This window comes from Gluconobacter kondonii (assembly GCF_002723995.1).
In the GTDB taxonomy this organism is placed as follows: domain Bacteria; phylum Pseudomonadota; class Alphaproteobacteria; order Acetobacterales; family Acetobacteraceae; genus Gluconobacter; species Gluconobacter kondonii.
The window spans coordinates 1-18173 of the sequence record NZ_BEWP01000027.1; the positions used below are offsets into that span (position 1 = coordinate 1).

The 18173-nt window shown below is 54.6% G+C and carries 20 protein-coding genes and 3 pseudogenes; 13 read left to right on the forward strand and 10 right to left on the reverse strand.

Annotated elements, in window-relative coordinates; genetic code table 11:
- Positions 1 to 235 (reverse strand): IS630 transposase-related protein (locus GKO01_RS14590; RefSeq protein WP_167383509.1); only part of this gene is annotated, 235 nt, incomplete at its 3' end.
- Positions 236 to 279: 44 nt separating this feature from the next.
- Here GKO01_RS14590 and GKO01_RS14595 point away from each other — a divergent pair.
- Positions 280 to 762 carry a hypothetical protein gene (locus tag GKO01_RS14595; RefSeq protein WP_099287654.1) on the forward strand — a complete coding sequence of 161 codons (483 nt, stop codon included), beginning with the start codon at positions 280 to 282 and terminating at the stop codon, positions 760 to 762.
- 353 nt (positions 763 to 1115) lie between these two features.
- On the opposite strand, the gene GKO01_RS14600 is transcribed toward GKO01_RS14595, so the two are convergent.
- The gene (locus GKO01_RS14600; protein WP_244901498.1) at positions 1116 to 1847 is read right to left on the reverse strand and encodes an AraC family transcriptional regulator; all 732 of its coding nucleotides are present in this window, start codon (positions 1845 to 1847) and stop codon (positions 1116 to 1118) included.
- A gap of 194 nt (positions 1848 to 2041) precedes the next feature.
- On the opposite strand from GKO01_RS14600, the gene GKO01_RS14605 reads away from it, so the two are divergent.
- The 3 genes and pseudogenes from GKO01_RS14605 to GKO01_RS16190 all read left to right on the forward strand — a co-directional run.
- On the forward strand, positions 2042 to 2923 hold the full coding sequence (locus GKO01_RS14605; protein WP_099287656.1) for an NAD(P)-dependent oxidoreductase: 882 nt from the start codon (positions 2042 to 2044) through the stop codon (positions 2921 to 2923).
- Between the two features lie 78 nt (positions 2924 to 3001).
- Positions 3002 to 3172 carry a hypothetical protein gene (locus GKO01_RS16185; RefSeq protein ID WP_218017451.1) on the forward strand — a complete coding sequence of 57 codons (171 nt, stop codon included), beginning with the start codon at positions 3002 to 3004 and terminating at the stop codon, positions 3170 to 3172.
- A gap of 12 nt (positions 3173 to 3184) precedes the next feature.
- Positions 3185 to 3505 (forward strand): annotated as a pseudogene (locus GKO01_RS16190) (NADPH-dependent FMN reductase); the annotation flags it as partial.
- A gap of 334 nt (positions 3506 to 3839) precedes the next feature.
- Here the strand turns inward: GKO01_RS16190 and GKO01_RS14615 are convergent.
- The 3 genes from GKO01_RS14615 to GKO01_RS14625 form a co-directional block, all read right to left on the reverse strand.
- Positions 3840 to 4136: a helix-turn-helix domain-containing protein gene (locus tag GKO01_RS14615; RefSeq protein WP_099287657.1), complete on the reverse strand. Its 297-nt coding sequence runs from the start codon at positions 4134 to 4136 to the stop codon at positions 3840 to 3842.
- Positions 4133 to 4414, reverse strand: coding sequence for a type II toxin-antitoxin system RelE/ParE family toxin (locus GKO01_RS14620; RefSeq protein ID WP_099287658.1), 282 nt, complete (start codon positions 4412 to 4414; stop codon positions 4133 to 4135). Before GKO01_RS14620 ends, GKO01_RS14615 begins: the two co-directional genes overlap by 4 nt.
- A 520-nt stretch (positions 4415 to 4934) precedes the next feature.
- Positions 4935 to 5321 (reverse strand): winged helix-turn-helix transcriptional regulator, encoded by a 387-nt coding sequence (locus GKO01_RS14625; RefSeq protein ID WP_174694306.1) that lies wholly within the window; start codon positions 5319 to 5321, stop codon positions 4935 to 4937.
- Positions 5322 to 5421: 100 nt separating this feature from the next.
- Here GKO01_RS14625 and GKO01_RS14630 point away from each other — a divergent pair, with 100 nt between their 5' ends.
- The 3 genes from GKO01_RS14630 to GKO01_RS14640 are packed head-to-tail and all read left to right on the forward strand — an operon-like array spanning position 5422 to position 8084.
- Positions 5422 to 6441 (forward strand): zinc-binding alcohol dehydrogenase family protein, encoded by a 1020-nt coding sequence (locus GKO01_RS14630; protein ID WP_099287659.1) that lies wholly within the window; start codon positions 5422 to 5424, stop codon positions 6439 to 6441.
- 52 nt (positions 6442 to 6493) lie between these two features.
- On the forward strand, positions 6494 to 6928 hold the full coding sequence (locus GKO01_RS14635) for a cupin domain-containing protein (protein WP_099287660.1): 435 nt from the start codon (positions 6494 to 6496) through the stop codon (positions 6926 to 6928).
- Between the two features lie 13 nt (positions 6929 to 6941).
- A complete protein-coding gene (locus GKO01_RS14640; RefSeq protein ID WP_244901499.1) occupies positions 6942 to 8084 on the forward strand; it encodes a major royal jelly family protein in 1143 nt (380 codons plus the stop codon).
- Between the two features lie 153 nt (positions 8085 to 8237).
- Here the strand turns inward: GKO01_RS14640 and GKO01_RS16650 are convergent, their stop codons facing one another.
- Positions 8238 to 8552: a recombinase family protein gene (locus GKO01_RS16650; protein ID WP_050977173.1), complete on the reverse strand. Its 315-nt coding sequence runs from the start codon at positions 8550 to 8552 to the stop codon at positions 8238 to 8240.
- Here GKO01_RS16650 and GKO01_RS15850 point away from each other — a divergent pair.
- Positions 8477 to 8653: pseudogene (locus GKO01_RS15850) on the forward strand (Tn3 family transposase); the annotation flags it as partial. The gene GKO01_RS16650 and the pseudogene GKO01_RS15850 sit on opposite strands and share 76 nt — an antisense overlap.
- 63 nt (positions 8654 to 8716) lie before the next feature.
- Here the strand turns inward: GKO01_RS15850 and GKO01_RS14650 are convergent.
- Positions 8717 to 9124, reverse strand: a complete 408-nt coding sequence (locus GKO01_RS14650) for a MerR family transcriptional regulator (RefSeq protein ID WP_015075046.1) — start codon at positions 9122 to 9124, stop codon at positions 8717 to 8719.
- Between the two features lie 286 nt (positions 9125 to 9410).
- Between GKO01_RS14650 and GKO01_RS16505 the strand changes: the two are divergent.
- The 5 genes and pseudogenes from GKO01_RS16505 to GKO01_RS14670 all read left to right on the forward strand — a co-directional run.
- A pseudogene (locus GKO01_RS16505) lies at positions 9411 to 9461 on the forward strand (hypothetical protein); the annotation flags it as partial.
- 94 nt (positions 9462 to 9555) lie between these two features.
- The gene (locus GKO01_RS15860) at positions 9556 to 9927 is read left to right on the forward strand and encodes a cation transporter (RefSeq protein WP_015075048.1); all 372 of its coding nucleotides are present in this window, start codon (positions 9556 to 9558) and stop codon (positions 9925 to 9927) included.
- 262 nt (positions 9928 to 10189) lie between these two features.
- Positions 10190 to 10582 carry a hypothetical protein gene (locus tag GKO01_RS14660; RefSeq protein ID WP_099287662.1) on the forward strand — a complete coding sequence of 131 codons (393 nt, stop codon included), beginning with the start codon at positions 10190 to 10192 and terminating at the stop codon, positions 10580 to 10582.
- 69 nt (positions 10583 to 10651) lie between these two features.
- Complete coding sequence (locus GKO01_RS14665) at positions 10652 to 12964, forward strand: TonB-dependent receptor family protein (protein ID WP_099287668.1); 2313 nt, start codon at positions 10652 to 10654, stop codon at positions 12962 to 12964.
- Positions 12965 to 12972: 8 nt separating this feature from the next.
- Positions 12973 to 14319, forward strand: a complete 1347-nt coding sequence (locus tag GKO01_RS14670) for a PepSY-associated TM helix domain-containing protein (protein ID WP_099287663.1) — start codon at positions 12973 to 12975, stop codon at positions 14317 to 14319.
- On the opposite strand, the gene GKO01_RS14675 is transcribed toward GKO01_RS14670, so the two are convergent.
- The 3 genes from GKO01_RS14675 to GKO01_RS14690 all read right to left on the reverse strand — a co-directional run.
- Positions 14320 to 14979, reverse strand: coding sequence for an SCO family protein (locus GKO01_RS14675; RefSeq protein WP_099287664.1), 660 nt, complete (start codon positions 14977 to 14979; stop codon positions 14320 to 14322).
- A 266-nt stretch (positions 14980 to 15245) separates the two neighbouring features.
- Entirely contained in the window at positions 15246 to 16343 is a 1098-nt protein-coding gene (locus tag GKO01_RS14680) for an AI-2E family transporter (RefSeq protein ID WP_099287665.1), read from the reverse strand.
- 962 nt (positions 16344 to 17305) lie between these two features.
- On the reverse strand, positions 17306 to 18173 hold an 868-nt coding region (locus GKO01_RS14690), incomplete at its 5' end, for an oleate hydratase (protein WP_174694307.1).

Here is an 18173-nt window from a genome sequence, read left to right on the forward strand (position 1 = left end):
CCTTCTGCGCCTCGATCATGCCGGCAATGAACGCTTCATGCGCGTCCAGCCGTGATCCGCGCGGCTTGCCCTGGCGACGGGGCGTCCGCTCGCCGCTCTCACGTTCCCGACGCAACCAGCGGATCGCCGTCGAAATCCCCACTCCGAACCGCGCCGCAATCGAGCGGGCAGATGCTCCCGCAACTCCAGCTTCCAGAACACGCTCCCGAAGATCATCACTCAATGCTCGTGCCATCACCGTCTCCATCAATGAAAACGGTGAATCACAAGACCTCTTCAGTGTCACCTCTCGATTCAGAGTTCAGTAGAACCGCTCTAGCAGAGATTGCAAACCGAATACCTCCTAACGAAGATTGGAGATATGTAGTCGTTTACGCTGGCCAAGATCCGAGCGAAGCGCTGGATATCCCGCGATCTAACAAATTTCAGATAGATCACGCAATCAAAGAAGTAAGAGAGTTGAGCGCAGCGGGCCACGATCGTGCTGCTATGCTTCAGATATGGTCGGTGTTAGAAGCGTTAGCCCGACGTATATATCCTCACGATATTAGATTTACTCAAAGACCACTTTCAACCGCAGAAATAGTCGAGAGACTTGCGATGGAAGGGGAACTCGATGTCGACGAAGCGAAGAGGATTCGTTCATTACGTTCGTTACGAAATTTACTTGCTCACGGTGATTTCGAGACAAAGATCTTGAAGGATGATGTAGCTTTCATTTTGGCCTTGGTTGATCGAATTAACGCCAATGCAAGCACATAATTCTCAATTTCTAGCGGCTTTTCAAACAACTACAAATGACGCAATTTCTTTTGCTACCTAAAGTGTGGCGCCGAGCAATCGTTTTGTTCTCAGTGTTTTTTACCGCAGGGTTGTGTCGTATTGAACGACAACTTCCGTTTGAGTGGGGCTGAAAGCTGAGCATCCGCTCTCCCCCCTTGATCTGCCTGTCCGCTCAGTTATGCCTGAGCAGACGGCCGTTCTCGCCTACATATAAGTCATGCAATACGTATGAATGATTTACCAAGAGCAGACATAAGCCGCTTTCTCACCATTGGTATTGCGCCGTAACCAGTGGGGTATCCAAGATCTGATCTGAGATGGGCAAATAAACTCTACGAACCTTTATCGTTCGACCTGCACAGTTTCATATAGGCTGCGGGACTATGTCCCGTGATCTTCCGAAATACTGCCGCGAAGGCGCCCGGACTTTCGTAACCGACGTCAAGTGCGACGCTTGTAACCGCTTCTCCGCGTGCCAGCCTTTCCTGGGCATTGAGGATACGCAGCCGCTGACGCCACGCCGAAAACGGCATTCCCGTCTCCACCCCGAAATGCCGGACGAAGGAGCGCACGGACATGGATGCCTCGATCGCCCAGTCCTGCTGCTCGCGCGCATCGGCCGGGTTTTCGCTCAGCGCATCCGCCACACGACGCAAGCGGCCATCCGTCGGAAACGGCAGGGAAACCGATGCGCGGGGCAAGGATAAAAATTCATCCCAGAAACTCTCGGCCAGACGGGCGAGACTATCGCTCCAGGATTGATCCGACGCACAATGCGATAGCCGTTCGGCTTGCGCGATCAGGAGGGGCGTACCCCGCACGAGAAACGGCTGGGCGGATAACATCGTGGAGCGTGCCTGATCGATGAACAGGCTCCATCCGCGCACGGCGCCGTGCGAGCGGGCTGTATGGCACAGATAAGGTGGTAACCACAAAGCCTGGCCGGGGCCAATCAGCCAGTATGCCTCTTCCGTCCGCATACCCATCACCCCATGCCCGATCCCGAAGATCTGACCACGGGAATGGGCATGAAGGTCCGCCGTCCGGCGGGTTTTCTGCTGCATGTGCCCTCCCAACAGCCAGGGAAGGCCCGCATCTGGACCGTCCATACAGGACGGAATTAGGGATGATCTGGCGCGCATGAGTCGAAATGTGGCTTACGTGATGAAGCACGCCAAGCCCCGCCTTTTTAAAATCTCGCATGAAGCGACACGGGCCCCCTGAGGATCTCGTGCAATCACAGCAAAGAGACATCATCATGAAAATCGGATTTATCGGACTTGGCGCCATGGGCCATCCTATGGCGAAGCGCCTGCTCGACGCGGGACACCATCTCCTTGTCTATAATCGAACAGCAGCCAAAGCAGACGATCTCGTGGCTATGGGAGCGGTCCTGGTGGATACGCCCGCCGCCGTCGCCCGGGAAGTCGATATCGTCTTTTCCATGATGTTCGACGATGCGACTACCCAGGAAACAACGTTCGGCAAGGACGGAATTGCGGCCGGTTTGTCGTCAAAGGCCATTCACGTCTGCTGTAGCACGGTCTCCCTCGCCCAGGCGCGCCGTCTGCGCGACGGTCATGCGGAGCGTGGGCAGAGTTATGTCAGCGCCAACGTTCTCGGGCGCCCGCCCGCGGCAGAAGCGGGGGAACTGTTTGTTATGACGGCGGGAAGCCGTGACGCACTGGATCGCCTGGAACCGGTGCTCAAGTGCTTTGGACCGCATATCTTCCGGATGGGCGATGACCCCATACAGGCCAATCTCGCCAAGCTGTCGCTGAATTTCATGATCTATTCGACCATCGAGCAAATGGCGGAGGTGTTCGCGCTCAATGAGAAAGCCGGAACCGACCCCCGCGTGATCTTCGAGGTTATGACGGGCAGCTTCTACAATGCTCCGGTCCACAGGAACTACGGCAAGCTGATGGTCGAGCACGATTACGACTATCCCGGCGCGCCGGTGACGCTCGGTCTGAAGGACGTCAAGATGTTCATGGATGCCGGCGGCGATTATGGCGTTCCGCTGCCTTATGCCTCGGTCGTCCGCGATCGCCTGCTCAGCGCCGTCAGCGCCGGAGATGCCGATCGCGATTTCGTCGTGCTGCTGGAACGCGTGCGGCAGGAGAGCGGTTTGAAATAAGACGGACGGCAACCGCGCGAACACATCGGAAGGCTTGGCCACAAAAATGACGAAACGGGTTCTGGTGATTATGGGAGTGTGCGGGCCGGACGTCATTGTCCCACCATCGCGCAATGGGTTTCCGGGGTCGGACAGGAAAAGACCGATCTCGCGGAATGGTCGCTTCCGATGGACGACGAGCCCGGCATTCAGGCACTTGGGCTTTACAAGCAACCCCATTCAAAAGCCTGGAGCGCGAAGGTGGCGTAAGCGGATGGGGTCGTCTTCGTGACACCCCAATATAACTGGGGGTATCCCGCCGCTTTAAAGAACGCAATCGACCATTGCTATCTCGAGTGGAAAGGAAAACCCTTGATGATCGTCACCTATGGCGGTCATGGCGGCGGGAAGTGCGCGGCGCAACTGCATCAGGTGGCGGAGGGACTTAAAATGAGACCCGTCTCTCCGATGCCCGCGATTACCCTTTCAGACGCTATCATCCGAGAAAATGCTCCTCTTGATGACGCGACCTTTGCAGCGGTTCTTTCTCCGGTCCAGGACGGCTGGGCAGCGCTCGCTGAAAGCCTGTCCTCTTCGACGTAACCTGCAAGCACCCTGATCATCAAACGACACCCGTCTAATGATGGGGGCCGACGGAAAAATCGTCCGTCAATGCCTACCTGGCGGCGTATTGGCGTCAGCCGGGAGATGACAGGCCCCGGAAAAACGCGGCCTGCCCTCGTTCGAAGCGAGCATCGAAATCACCGGCAAGAACGGCGTCCAGGCTTTGGGGCAGGGCTGATCATTATCATTGCCAAAGTGATCTGCGCCGGAAGTGACCGTAATGTCCGCTTCGCAGAGTTTCCGATGAGGAGCGGACACTCCGGTTCCCCCCCATATCGGTCGTCTGAATGAGCGTATCGGGACCTGTGTTTTCTCAGCGAGCCACAGAAAGCAACTCACTCACCAATGACGGCCGCTTCTCCAACATCGCTAGCAAAACCTGGGCCGGTCCGGTTGGCTGACGACGACCATGTTCCCAGTTCAGAAGGGTTCCTTTGGCGACTCCGATGCTTCTTGCAAACTGGGCCTGAGAGAGTCCGGTCCGGGTTCTGATGGCCGCCACGTCAACCGACGGAATACGGACCTGGTGGGTTACGCTCTCCCCGACCGAAGCTTCCGAATAGGCGAGAGCTTCACTCAACCCCTGCAGAATGCTGTCATAAGCGCTCATGATGGTTCTCCGTATTTCACAATAAGCGTCTTGCTCAACTCTATCAGGGCGGCCTGTTCAGATCGCGTCAGATTGTCTTTCTCGTTTTTGGCAAAAACAGTCAGGAGAAACAGAGGCATCTGTTTTCCTCCAAAAACGTAGAGAGTTCTGTGCCTTCCCCTCTTCCCACCACCCTCGCGTGAAAAGCGGACCTTTCGCAGACCGCCGCCTAAAGAAAGGCCAGCATCTGGTATCGCAGCGAGCATGTTAATCAGAGCCATACGATCGTCGTCTGACATCAGGGCTTTTGCCCGCTTTATGAATTCAGGCAGTTCGACAACAGTCTGCTACTTTTACATTCACAATGACATATATGCCAGTGGCATATATGTCAAAGGCGTATAGCTTAGAGAGACGAGCGATATAACGGGCATTCAGACAAACAGCAGTCTTCAAACTGCAAGAAATATCAAAAACCGGCAGTTTTCTGCCACAAAACCTATGTCCGTTTTTTTTACTTTATCGGACATAGGGTACAACGCATGAAATTGTCCCAAAAAGTTCTTCCGATGTGCTGGCCTGGAGCCATCGTCAGTAGACAATGACGCTTCTTGGCAAGTTGGTTCCATTGCCTCTGCCATGCCGTGTGTAAGGAATTACACCCCCGCACAGGCCTGCAATCCTTTATTGGTTTTGCGGCGGCTTTGGGGGGGGGGATTGCAGTCGGTCCGCTTCAAGCGAACGACCTGTGGAAGCGGACATTCCGATTCGGTGTGAAAGGGGTACGGGGAGCGGTGAGAGGTTGTTCGAAAACGTACGCTAAGAGTTTGTTGGAGAGCCTTTCATATCGGCGCAGATCTCAGGAACATGTCCGAACTCTGTGTGCTCATCGCCCCAGGCTTTGAGAGCCATGATGACGGGCTCAAGGGTCCGCCCGCGTGGGGTGAGGCTGTATTCCACCTTTGGCGGGACTTCCGGGTAGACCGTCCGTAAGACAAACCCGTCGCGCTCCAGTTCGCGAAGCTGGGTTGTCAGCATTCTCTGGGTGATGTTGGGCAGGCGCTTGCGGATGGCGTTGAAGCGTAAGGTCCCCTGAAGCAGGTGATAGAGGATCACGCCCTTCCACTTTCCGTCGATGAGTTGAAGCGTTGCTTCAACAGCGCAGCCGGGGCTGCAATCGAGCGACTGATGGCGGATACGGGTCATAACGGTATCATTTCCGACACTATGGGCGTTAAAAGTGCGTTCTTGCCTGAGAACAGCATAATGCTCACTCTTCTCCTCATTCAACAGAGGAGCAGACATCATGCGGGCTATCGGTTATCAGACGCCGCTTCCCATCGAAAATCCGGCGTCCCTTCAGGACATCGATCTGCCGAAACCCGTCCCTTCGGGCCGGGATCTTCTGGTGGAAATCAGGGCTGTGTCGGTCAATCCGGTTGATACCAAAGTTCGTCGCAGTGCGACGCCGGAGGCGGGTCAGTGGCGTGTTCTGGGCTGGGATGCGGCGGGCGTTGTCGTTGGAACCGGACCGGACGTGACGGATTTCTCTGTCGGCGATGAGGTCTTTTATGCCGGTGCGATCAATCGTCCGGGGACCAATGCCGAATTTCATCTGGTCGATGAACGGATTGTCGGTCGCAAACCCCGTTCCCTGAACTGGGCCGAAGCCGCGGCCTTACCGCTGACCGCAATCACCGCCTGGGAGATGCTTTTCGATCGTCTGGACATTCGTCGGTCTGTCCCGGGAACGACGTCCTCCATATTGATTATCGGGGGCGCAGGCGGGGTCAGTTCCATGGCGATCCAGCTGGCCAAGGTTCTGACTGATATCACGGTCATTGCCACGGCTTCGCGCCCCGAAACGCAGGACTGGGTCACATCTCTCGGGGCAGATTACGTGATCGATCACAGCAAGCCTCTGGCCGCACAGGTTGCTGCCCTTCCTACCGGCGCTCCCGGTTTTGTTTTTTCCACGACGCAGACAGATCGACACCTGGCGGAGATCGTCGAACTTCTTGCGCCTCAGGGACATTTCGGCCTGATTGATGATCCATCTGAACTCGACGCCGCGCCGCTCAAGCGAAAAAGTCTGTCCCTGCACTGGGAACTGATGTTCACGCGTTCACTGTTCGGGACGGCAGACATCAGCGCACAAGGGAAACTCCTGAACGACGTGTCGCGGCTCGTAGAGGAAGGTCGTCTTCGCACGACGCTTGGCAAAAATCTCGGGCTGATTACCGCCGACAATCTGCGAGAGGCTCACGCTCTGATCGAGAGTGGTCAGGCCAAAGGCAAAATCGTGCTCGCAGGTTTTGCTGCCTGAACGGAGAAAACGATGACGAAAACAGTCAAAGCGCTTGAGAAAAGCAAACCTCATGAATGACGAAGAACATCTGATGACCCTGAACCGGACGGGAGGTCGCTTCGATCTCAATAAAATTGCGGCGGCATTTCCCGAAACGGCGGACACAATGCTGCTGGACACCTATCTGACCGACAAGCCGGAAGCCAGTATCCGGGTCTTCCGGATTTATCGGGAGGTGCCGTCGCATTATCATACCCAGTGCGATGAAGTGCTCCATGTTCTCTCCGGGACAGGCACATTCTGGATAGATGATCCCAAGGAAGAGGCGCCGTTTGCCCCCGGCCATCTTCTGGTGTTCCCCCGTCGGGCGGTGCATGCCGTACCCCGCATTCTGAGCCATCCAGTCGTTTTTCTGGCCATCGACACGCCGCGACGGGCTCCAGACGACGTGGTGTTCGTGGATCCTGCCGAAGGTACGCCGTCCGGCTTTATTGCAGGGATCTGACATCATGGGAGTCATGAAACAGAATCGGCAGCAGGCTTTCTCTAAAAGAGGCCTGCGCAGGATCGCCATTGCCGTTTTCACGGGTTTCGTTGGGGTATGCGGGCATCCTGATCCTTCCCATGCCCAGACCGTCAGGATTGAGGCGACCACTACGGCCATGGACTGGAACGCCGTAGCGCTTGCTGGCGGTCATGTGTTTGTCTCAGGCCCTCGCTGGACCGGGTTTTCCGGACCAGCCGTGGGTCTTCTGACAAAGAATAGAAAAATAGAGCCTTTTCCGGATGCTGACTGGAATGGCTGGAAACCCGGACGGGATGCAACGCATCGCTTTGTCAGCGTCAATGCCCTCCACGTTGCTCCTGACGGCACGCTCTGGGTTGTTGATACGGGAACTCCGTCTTTTGGAGGTCCACCCGTACCCGGGGCAGCGAAACTGGTCCGTATTGATCCGGCAACAGGTCATGTGCTGCGGATCTATCCTCTGGGCCCAGAAATCGCGCAGGCAGGCAGTTATATCGACGATATCCGTTTCAACGGGATGCATGCTTATCTGACGGATGCGGGCGAGGCAGCGCTGATCGTTCTTGATATCAAAACAGGTCAGGCACGCCGTGTTCTGGACAATGACGCGTCCACACGCGCACGGACAGATCGACCGATCATCATGGATGGACACGTCGTGGAGAACGGTCCGCATCAGCCACTTCTGGTGAATGCCGATCCACTTGAAGTGAGTCCGGACGGGGAATGGCTGTATTTTGGGCCGCTTGAAGGGCCGTGGTCTCAAGTTCCGACAGCTCTGCTCGATGATCCCAATGTGTCGTCAACTGATCTGTCTGCGGCTGTAAAGCCTTGGGCAGATTTACCTCCGATCGGAGGCAGCACCATGGATGCTGCAGGAAATCTCTATTTCACCAATCTGAAGGATAACGGCGTCTATCGCAGAGACGTTTCCGGGAAGATCACGAGACTGATCTCGGATCCACGTCTGCACTGGGCGGATGCACCTTGTCTTGCTTCAGACGGTCGTCTCTGGTTGCCAATCGCACAACTGGATCGTCTTCCACAGTTCCATCAGGGGCAAGCCCGCAGTCACCAACCGTTTCTGATGGTGTCGATCAATCCTCACGTTACCCATACCAGAGATAAGCCATAAGTCTCAGTTTTGAGAGATTTTTCGTGTTTTTTGCGCCAGAGGTTTTTTCCCCATCCGGCCTGATTTTACCCTCGGGAGTGACATGTCGATACAACGTCTGGCGGCTGATCCCCAGTTCAGAACACAGATCTCCAACCTGGGTTTCAGGATCACTCATGGCGGCCTGAGCCAGACGAAGTTTACTAAGGTCATCTTGAAGGGACGGCCACCCTCCCGTCCTCGGGCACGTGCAGAAGCCAGACCTGCGCGTGTGCGTTCAACGATCAATTCCCGCTCGAACTCCGCCAGTCCGGCAAAAATCGCGAAGATCAAGCGACCATTTGCGGTGGTGGTATCGATCGAGGCTCCTTCGCCCGCCAGGACCTTCAACCCGACACCGCGTTTGGTCAGGTCTGGACCGTGCCGCTCAGCATCTTCGTCAGACGGGCATCGCGGTGCCCGATGACGTGCTTGCTCATGTAGCACCACTCGGCTGGGAGCATATTGGCCTGACAGGTGATTATCTTTGGGGCGAAATCCGGCCGCCGCGAGATAATTTCAGGCCTCTTCGGTTGCAATCCGGTTCCTAAAATCCTTAGCGTACGTTTTCGAACAGCCTCTCACTGCTCCCCGGTACTCTGAGCTGCCTTTAGCTAAACCCTGTCGTCCCCGTAGCCCAGCACTTCGATCACCCGGCATTCCTCGACCGTACCGCGCGCACACCGATCTAGCGAGCGTTGCAGCTCGGCGCGCAGCGCCACCAGCCTCCCAATCCGTCGGTCAATAGTCTCGACGTGGCGGCGGGCGATAGCGTCCACCTCGCCGCAGGAACGCTCCGGCTGCTCGCTAAGCGTCAGCAATTCACGAATGTCGGCGACCTCGAAGCCCAGCTCGCGGGAATGACGAATAAAGTTGAGCCGGGCGACCTCGTCCGCACCGAAGCGCCTTTGCCGCCCTTCCGTTCGTGTCGGTGTCGGAAGAAGCCCGACGCCTTCGTAGTAGCGGATCGTCGGCACCTTGACCCCAGTGCGCCGCGCCAACTCGCCAATCGAGATCCTCATGGTGCTTTTCCCTTGAAGCTCTAGTGGCTAGAGATTGTAGGGTGATCCCGAGAAGGAGTCACCCATGTCTGAGAACTGCTGCAAGTCCGAGACCGCCTGTTGCGCTCCGCCACCTCTGGTCGTGCCCACGAAAACAGTCACACCAACCGTCGAGGTGACGACATGCGGCACCGTCGAGAATATTTGCTGTCCGAAGGGTGTCCCGGTCTTCGACGGTGTAGACCCGCGCTACAAGCGTGTCCTGTGGACGGTGATCGCGATCAATGGCGCGATGTTCGTGACCGAAATGGCGGCGGGACAGCTCGCTGGCTCGCAAGCCCTCAAGGCCGACGCACTCGACTTCCTGGCCGATACCGTCACCTACGGTTTGAGTCTGGCGGTGATCGGCGCGAGCCACGGCGGCACTCGCCAAGGGCGTCTCGCTGTCGCTGATGGCGCTGTGGGTGTTCGGGTCCACCGTCTACCACACGCTGATCCTCGGCGTTCCGCAGGCCGAGATCATGGGTGCGATCGGCGCTCTGGCGCTGGCCGCGAACCTTGCCTCGGTGTTTCTGCTCCTGCCCTACAAGGATGGCGACGCCAACGTGCGCTCGGTGTGGCTCTGCTCTCGCAACGATGCGATCGGCAACCTGATCGTCATGGCCGCGGCGTTCGGCGTCTGGAGCACCACCAGCGCATGGCCCGACCTTGCGGTGGCCGCGATCATGGCTGGCATATTCCTGTCATCAGCGCTGCAGATCCTGCGGCAGGCATGGGGAGAATATCGAACCGACGAGACTGGCACGAAGGCAGCCGCCGCATAGGGTGAGGATCATGCGCCTATGTCCGCTTCCCGGCAACGCAAAGCGGGCCAGCCACGTCGTAGAAGTAGGCGGAAGCAGCATGTCCGGTTACGCTTACATCTCGGGCACAAAAGAAGCTTCTTAAGCTTCCGGAAAGGGACATCGACAATGAACATGGAGCGCTTAAAAAAATTGGGGTTCTGTGCATCACAACCCAAACCAAATGGTCGAAAAATACATTTCCATCTGGCGCAGTGCTGCAAGCCGCTTTAAATGAAGAAGAATGATGCGAAGTGCGCGGCATAGCGGAGGGAGTCTGGTCTTTTGGCCGCTGGTTCTGCTTGCCATCATTATTCGCCTCAGCGTTGGAAGTCTGCCTTTACCGCAGTTCCTGCTTGATGATCCGTTAAAACAGTTCACCAACTTGTCGACCCTTTGCGACAGCCAGGATTTTGGTCCGCATAGTCCTGATCATCATCACGCAGCGGATGTTGGTGATGGGATTGCAGTGGTCGACGACCTGCTGGCGATCCTGATAATCGGATGCGTCGCTGCTGTTTTCCTCGTTCTGTCTGTGACAGGGCGGAGTTTTTTCTGGTGTTTCCCGCCAGTGCGGGGGCCTCCCCTATGGCGGCTATCGGGCATTTATGCTCAAGGACCTCCCAACCTGATCTGACAAAAACTTAGCGCCTTTATCGCATCTGCGATGAAAGGCTTTCTGCGTTTTTCAGATCAGAACGAACACATGAATACTTCTTTTGAATCAAGCCGTCCTCTCGGCTCGCTGGTGCTTGGCTGCGTTTTTCTTGGAGCCTTTCCGGCTCATGCACAACCTCTTCAGGCGCGTCCCCGTAAAACAGCCTCAGTTGCGTCTTCTGCACATCAGAATGTCGAAAGCATTCTGGTTCGCGGTACGACGCGTGGTTCTGCACGACTTCATCCAACCGATGAAACAACCTACAGCGCGGAACGTACAGATTTCGCACACAGGGCAGCACAGTCGGTCGCCGATATGGTCGCAACCCTTCCTGGGGTAACTGTTCTGCAAGGTAATGGGCCGCGTGACAGCGTCGTTTCTGTCCGTGGGTCGGGCGCACGTCAGTCCTATGGTCTGAAGAATCTTCAGGTTACGGAAGATGGGTTTCCCATGACGCAACCAGACGGTACGGCCCGGGCAGATTTGATCGATCCACATGCCTATGAAGGCGTGGACGTCTTTCAGGGACCAGCCTCTACGCTATACGGTAATTACGCGATTAACGGGGCGATCAATTTCCGCACCCGGAACGGCGCTGACATTCATGGTCTGGAACTGGGTTCAGACTTTGGCAGCTTCGGCCTGTTCAATAACTACATAACGATTGGTGCGGGCAATAAACGCTACGATTTCATGCTGTTTGGTAGCGATGTGCGCAGTAACGGTTTCATTGCGAACAGCCAGTACAACACGTCTACCGAAAATATGCGGCTGCGGGTTAATCTGACCTCATCAGATCGCCTCATTCTAAAATTCGTTAATAACGTCACGGATACATCGCTGCCGTTACGCCTTTCTCTGAACCAATTCCGCAGTAATCCCTACCAAAATGGTTGTGCCAATGCGGCATCGGCTGCTGCTGGATGCGCTTCGGTCAATCTTCTGGTGAATGGGGCCTATGGAGCCCGCCAGACGATGAGCCCGCAGCAGGCAGGGCTGGGTCGTTTTGACCGACGCAGCATTGTGGGGCTTCGATGGGAGCATGACTTTGATCCAGGAACAACCTGGCATACTCAGTTTACTTACGATCAACGTCATACCGATCAGCCAACTTCGACAACGGCTTTTGTCGGACCGTTTAATTCCTATAATGTGCAGACGGATCTGACGAACCGCAGCCGTATCGGAAAGACGCCGCTCACCAGTTTTGTCAGTGCCAGCTTCGACTACATGGATTATGGCTATCAGGTCTATAATCTGACCCCGCAAGGCGGCGCGACCCGCGGTGCTTTGAATTCCACGTCATACGGCCATCAGTGGAACATCAGCCTCCGCTTTCAGGAAGACTGGCAGTTTTCTCCGCTTTGGCATGCTGTAATCGGACTTGGTGGGACGCAATCTGATGTTGGAGCAGTTCAGACGCTCTACAATAGATCGGCAAGTTCAACCTCTTTGCAGAATATTACGGCCAATCGACGCTTCTTCAATCTCGCACCTGAAGCCTCGCTGGTTTATACACCAACCAAAGACTGGACTTTGCACAGTCGTGTTGGAACAGCTTATGCCACACCTGGCTATTCCAGTTTCTTCGTAACCCCTCAGGGAACCTACGGGAACAATACGCAGCTTAAGAGCGAAACGAGTCTCGGTTTTGACTTGGGGGCCGAATGGCACCCGTCGCCCAGCATCAATATTCAGGCCACGGGCTTCTATGAGTTCTACCGGAACGAACTTGTCAGCCAGTCGGCGGGTGTCAATACACCCGCGGGAAGCTATACTTTCAACGCCCCGGCCTCAGAGCATCGTGGCATTGAACTGGGCGCGACATGGCAGCCATTGCATGCCTCTCTGCCCGGTGCGCGGCTGAAGCTGTCTTATACCTATGACAACCAGATCTACACGAAATACACCGAGACCCTGTCCAACAGCACGATGGCGCGGAATTTCTCGCGGAAGGGGAATCTCATTCCCGGTGTTATGCCGCATTTTTTAGATGCGCGTGTTCTCTATGATCAGCCAGACGGATGGCTGCAAGGGCTGGGAGGTTTTGCAGAAGTGACGTGGAGGAGTTCCTTTTACCTCGACAATGCCAATATTCTGAAAGCCCCCTCATACGCATTGCTCAATCTAGAGGTTCATTACGACCCTCCAGAACGTCTGGGCTGGGCTCACCGTCTGCACAGCTACTTCGAGGTACAGAATGTAACCAATCAGGTTTATGCCGCAGGTGCGACTGACATCAGCGATACACTCCTTTCGACCGGGCAGCAGGCTGGGCGACGTGTTTTGGCCAACAAGACAGGCTCAATCTACGCCGGATCGCCAAGAGCGTTCTTTGGTGGCGTGCGGATCAAGTTCTGAAGGTATCCATGATGATGAACGCTTCCAGTGCCCCAGTCTGGCCCGATTATCGAACGATCTGGCGATGGCATTTCTTTGCGGGTCTCTTCTGTCTTCCCTTTATTGTGTTGCTATGCCTCACAGGGTCAATTTACCTGTTCAAACCGCAGGTGGATCATTGGATCGACTGGCGTTACGATCATCTCGCAGGCGGTGCGACACATTCAACCCCGTTACAGGAAGTCAGGGCGGCACTCCATGCTGTCCCTGGCAGCCATTTTCTAACCTATGAACTTCCGGAGACGACTTCCGGTGCTGCCCGGGTGATCGTTGATCGTCAGGGCACAGCCATACGCGTGTATGTTGATCCGACATCATGCGTGGTTCTCAAACAGGTTCCTGAAGAAGACCGTTTTGAGCGCATCATCTTTAAACTGCACGGCCAGCTGTTATTGGGGAATACTGGCTCCATCATCATGGAAATGGTGGCCTCTTGGACAATTGTTCTGATTGCTACAGGCCTGTATCTTTGGTGGCCGCGCCGGATGCAGAGCCTGGCGGGTATTCTTTATCCACGGATGACCCGAAACGGTCGTGTCCGGTGGCGAGACCTCCATGCGGTAACAGGGTTGTGGGTCTCCTCGTTTTTGGTGCTTTTTCTGGTTTCCGGCTTGCCGTGGTCTTTTGTTTGGGGGCACGCTCTGGCTCGGGTGGAAACACAATTCAGCCGCCTGACTTCGGTTCCTGACTGGGACATCGGAGCTGTTTCTGAACGCAATCGGATTGCAGGGCGCTCGGTCTCGCCCCAACAGACCGATACAATGCCAGGTATGGATATGGGGCCCATGGCGATGTCGGACAGCCCCTTATCAGACAGCCTGAATCAAGTGGTCATGACGGCGTCCCAACTCGGATTTCCAGCACCTGTTCTCGTAACGCCACCTTCAGCGGGAGAAACAACGTGGGTTGTTCGTTCCGACACGCAGAACCGTCCCAACCGCATCAGTGCGATGGTAGAGGCCTCCGGTCGGGTACGGTCGATCCATCGTTTTGAAGAGAAAGCATGGACTGATCGCGTCATCGGTTATGGAGTTGCGGCGCATGAAGGGCAGCTGTTCGGGAAGGCCAATCAGTTTTTGAATTTTCTTGTAGCGGTCGGATTACTTGCGATGAGCATCGCAGCACTTGTCTTGTGGTTTAGGCGCAAACCCCCAGGGAGGCTGGGAGTGCCGCCTGTCGATCCCAACAAGAAGATGGGCGTGGGCGCGTTGGTTATCCTGATTGTACTGGGATTACTCTTGCCAGAACTTGGAGCGTCTCTTTTGCTTCTCTGTCTCGCAACTCTGCTTTCACAAGCTGCCCGCCGTGCGTCGTAACTAACTGGCAGGGACGAGACGGCGCAATCGTGTGGCGATTTCCTCTGGGCTTGTGTCGACTGGCAGAACGGACACAAGCCGATTATTGCCATCCATTAAGTAAAGAACGGAACTATGATCCATAAGATAGCCTGAGGACATATGATCCGCCGAAGTGCCACGACGTCGCGCCATGACGTGGAAACTGTCAATAACTGCGTGGATCTGAGATTCAGTTCCCGTAAGTCCAACGATGTTAGGAGAGAAGTGACTGACATAATCGGCAACAACTTCAGGAGTATCACGCGATGGATCAACCGTGATGAAAATCGGCACAATCTGGTGTGACTCTTTTCCCATGAGATCGAGAGCCTGTGTGACCGTCGCGAGGGTTAACGGGCAGACATCTATGCAGTGTGTGTACCCAAAATAAATCAGTGTATAGCGCCCTCGGAATTGACGCTCCGTGAGAGGATGACCGTGCATATCGATGAGCGTATAAGGGCCGCCCAACGTGGCTGAGGCCCGATTTAGAAAAACTCCGCGCATTCCGATTGCCCCGAGAAAGAGGCCCGTGATGATCACCACCGGAGCGACTAGTTTCTTCGCTTCATTGAGACGAAAAGGTTTTTTCTTAACAGTCTGCTTTGGTTTTTTACGCCCTCCATTGAGGTTTGGCATAATACCCTCCCTTGAGGATGTCTTCTTAGCACAGGAAGCATCTCAAGAGCATAACTGGCTTTAAAGGTATCGAAGAGACAACCACAATGTGGAGGGTTCGAAAAACCTCCTTTTTTGGTCGATTTATAAACATAAATCATTGATATTGTTGCGTATAAAAATGCGAAAGAAGGGTTTTCCGAATCTGTCACTTATCCCGGTCGTCTCTTGGAATCAGATCAGCGCCATCCTAGGAATCCTTACCGATTCATTCAGCACAGAAAACGCTAGTGTAATGAATTGGGCGGCAAAGGCGAGATTTTAACTCGGGAGTCGTTAATCCAGCTCTTGGTCAGGGTATAGGCGACGGAGAGGACCAGCGGACCGATGAAGATCCCGACCAGTCCCAAGCCGCCAAGACCTCCGATGACGCCGAGCATGATGAGAATGAGCGGGATATCGGCCTGCTTGCGGATCAGAAACGGGCGCAAAACATTATCGATAATGATCGTGATAATAGTCACAATTAGCAGAAGCAATGCGGGCATCAGCCCCTGATCAAAATAGACCCAGATCACGGCTGGGATCAGGGTAACACCAGGGCCCGCCTGTAACAGACAGACCATGAAGGTGACTGCTGTCAGAATACTGACCCATGGCGCACCTGCGAGTTTCAGCCCGATCCCCGCCACAGCGGCTTCAACGACCGCCGTTACCGTGACGCCGAATGCAACACCCCGGATCGTATAAGCGGCAAGCTGAAGCATCTCCCGTCCCCGGCTGCCTGCGAGAATGCTCACCAGACTCTCAGCGACCGCAATTGCCGATTCAGCGCGCATGAGAAGTACGCCCAGAATGATTAACGTAAGCACGAACTGAAGGGCGAGCAGACTGAAACTTCCCGCATAAGCCAGAAAACTATGAATCAAGGTCTCAGGAGACGGCATGACTTGCCTGACCATTTCCGGAAACTGCATATGCTGCATCCTGGCCCACAACGGACCAATATGTGGTCCAATCAAAGGGAGTCGTGCAAGCCACTTGGGCTCATCCGGAAGACGCAGAATGGACGCAGACGAGGCGAGGGCGGCGATATCGCCGAAGTGACTTGAGACTGTCGTAATGGCGAGCCACAACGGCAGGATGAACAGCACCATCGCGATCAGAATGGTCAAGGAAACGGCTGCTCGTCGGCTGTTTCCAACCCAGCCTTGAAGATGGAGCAGCATGGGCCAAGTCGTAACTGCGATCGTGATGGCCCAGATCGTCGCTGGCAGGAATGGTTTGAGAATCCAGATCGCGCTAATAACAACGCCGCAGGCCAGCAGGGCGACCAGAACGGACCGGGTGCTGTCCTGCGGACCATTCTGGAAAAGATCTGGCATCTAATCGCCTTCGGTCTGAAAATGAAACCCTGAGAAACCTGTATCAGGGATACCGACCCGGACAAACCGTCAGAGTGCGACCAAATGCGCGCTTACACGAATACGCCATAAATCCAACGACAACAGATACAACTCAAAGGGAAGTAAGTGCCGCCTGCTCAGGGCCCGGGTGATCTCCACGTCCTCTCCCAAGGGCGAGCACCAGCGTTGCCCGGGTCTAGGACCGCTGCTCTAGAACAGGCAGGACTTCGGCCAAGTGGTCAGGGGGCGAAGGATGAGAGCGTCATGACTAAGAGTGTATAGGTGTTTCGTAACTTTCCACTAGAGACTAAAATCAATTTTTAGGCTTGGGAGCAGAATATTTGGTCTTGGGATCTGAAGAATTTTCTTCGGGCTATACTTAATAAAGTGGATCTGGTGGCATCATATTCTTACGGAATAACAGTCTTTACAAAGCCCAACAGCGTGATGTTGGGACATTCTGGTCCGTTTGCGGATTAGGGGGGGTGAGCACACAGAGAATAGTCTGACCATGCTTCTCAAGCGTGAAGAGCGCCCCAGATTCTTCATAGCTTGTGGTTGTGGTGATCCGATATCCCGTTTTTAGTAGACTGTTTAGGGAAGCTGTGACTGGATGAAGTGTCGTTGGGACGGCAAGTGGACTGTAAGGCGATTTAACACCAGATTCTGGCAACCAGTCGTGGGAGCTTTGCGCAAAAGCGCAGACTGGGAAGAGAAGGGCGCACAGGACAGGAAGTGGGACCAAAGGATTGATCATAGAAAGCTCCAAGAGAAGGAATATATTGTGGTCAGTGACCCGCTAACATTGGCAAGAAGTTCATGACCAGCAGGCCTGCAATGACAAAGCCCATTCCGGTGATGGTCGGGAGATTAAGGCTTTGGCCCAAAAAAACATCTATGTCTCTGAGATCTGACCAAAACTCTAACCCTTCGAAATGATGTTATTTTCGAATCCTTTCTATAATCTCTTCCCGGGCCTTTTGCAGCCATTTGCCCACGGTATTGATTGTCTGAGCGCTCTTTTTGAGTAAACCCTTCAATTCGGCGTCGGCAGTTTCGCGAAATCCCTGTCGCCGATCTGGAAGTGGTGGTAAAATATGGGCGTAGTAAGTCTTTTTAAGTAAGAGATGTAATAAATATTCACCCAGGAATGGTTTTCCATTATTGATCGCTCGGGCAGCTTTGATTAAATTACGAACATCATATTGTACCGGGCTGATATCAGGAACCTTTTTTTGTAAGCCCAGTAAAGTATAAACTCCAATTCTGGCTGTCCGAATAGAAGAGTCCATTGTAAAGACGATGTCGTTTGAAGTTTCCACGAATTGCCCCATAAGCGCGAGATTTGTGCAACCCTGCGGTACTACATGTGGCCGATCACCGGCTTTCCGGGGCATGAACATCGCGGTGATATAGGGCATGAGCGCCAGACGGACCTTTGTATTGGCTAACACTGCTTCAAATTGATTGTCTGTAATGCCCAAATGGTGGCAAAGCTCTTGAAGGATTTCGCGGCCAGTGCAGGCAGGCATTGGCTTTTTGATACAATTGCCGTCCTTGTCCATAAGCAAAGCATACGCCCAAAGAACCAATACATTACCGGGTTGACCGGGGAAATGTGGTTGGCGATTACAGGTGACGCTCAAGACCCAATTGGAATCAGTGAAGGTAATGATCCCTCCGGTTACGGTCTTGCCTGAATAAGGATCGTTGACAGAGAGTTCTTTTATTCGATCTACCAGTGGTGAAGGATTGCAGGTGATGGTGGCAGATTCCCACATCGACCTGCCAATATCGTTATAGAATTTC

Excerpts from the sequence above, each read along its gene's own strand:
- GKO01_RS14675 (WP_099287664.1), bottom strand. The coding sequence starts at position 14,979 with ATGCCAAACCTCAATGGAGGGCGTAAAAAACCAAAGCAGACTGTTAAG.
- GKO01_RS15860 (WP_015075048.1), top strand. The coding sequence starts at position 9,556 with ATGGCGCTGTGGGTGTTCGGGTCCACCGTCTACCACACGCTGATCCTC.
- GKO01_RS14605 (WP_099287656.1), top strand. The coding sequence starts at position 2,042 with ATGAAAATCGGATTTATCGGACTTGGCGCCATGGGCCATCCTATGGCG.
- GKO01_RS14680 (WP_099287665.1), bottom strand. The coding sequence starts at position 16,343 with ATGCCAGATCTTTTCCAGAATGGTCCGCAGGACAGCACCCGGTCCGTT.
- GKO01_RS14615 (WP_099287657.1), bottom strand. The coding sequence starts at position 4,136 with ATGAGCGCTTATGACAGCATTCTGCAGGGGTTGAGTGAAGCTCTCGCC.
- GKO01_RS14670 (WP_099287663.1), top strand. The coding sequence starts at position 12,973 with ATGATGATGAACGCTTCCAGTGCCCCAGTCTGGCCCGATTATCGAACG.
- GKO01_RS14660 (WP_099287662.1), top strand. The coding sequence starts at position 10,190 with ATGATGCGAAGTGCGCGGCATAGCGGAGGGAGTCTGGTCTTTTGGCCG.
- GKO01_RS14600 (WP_244901498.1), bottom strand. The coding sequence starts at position 1,847 with ATGCAGCAGAAAACCCGCCGGACGGCGGACCTTCATGCCCATTCCCGT.
- GKO01_RS14630 (WP_099287659.1), top strand. The coding sequence starts at position 5,422 with ATGCGGGCTATCGGTTATCAGACGCCGCTTCCCATCGAAAATCCGGCG.
- GKO01_RS14620 (WP_099287658.1), bottom strand. The coding sequence starts at position 4,414 with ATGTCAGACGACGATCGTATGGCTCTGATTAACATGCTCGCTGCGATA.
- GKO01_RS14640 (WP_244901499.1), top strand. The coding sequence starts at position 6,942 with ATGAAACAGAATCGGCAGCAGGCTTTCTCTAAAAGAGGCCTGCGCAGG.
- GKO01_RS14665 (WP_099287668.1), top strand. The coding sequence starts at position 10,652 with ATGAATACTTCTTTTGAATCAAGCCGTCCTCTCGGCTCGCTGGTGCTT.
- GKO01_RS14635 (WP_099287660.1), top strand. The coding sequence starts at position 6,494 with ATGAATGACGAAGAACATCTGATGACCCTGAACCGGACGGGAGGTCGC.
- GKO01_RS14650 (WP_015075046.1), bottom strand. The coding sequence starts at position 9,124 with ATGAGGATCTCGATTGGCGAGTTGGCGCGGCGCACTGGGGTCAAGGTG.
- GKO01_RS14625 (WP_174694306.1), bottom strand. The coding sequence starts at position 5,321 with ATGACCCGTATCCGCCATCAGTCGCTCGATTGCAGCCCCGGCTGCGCT.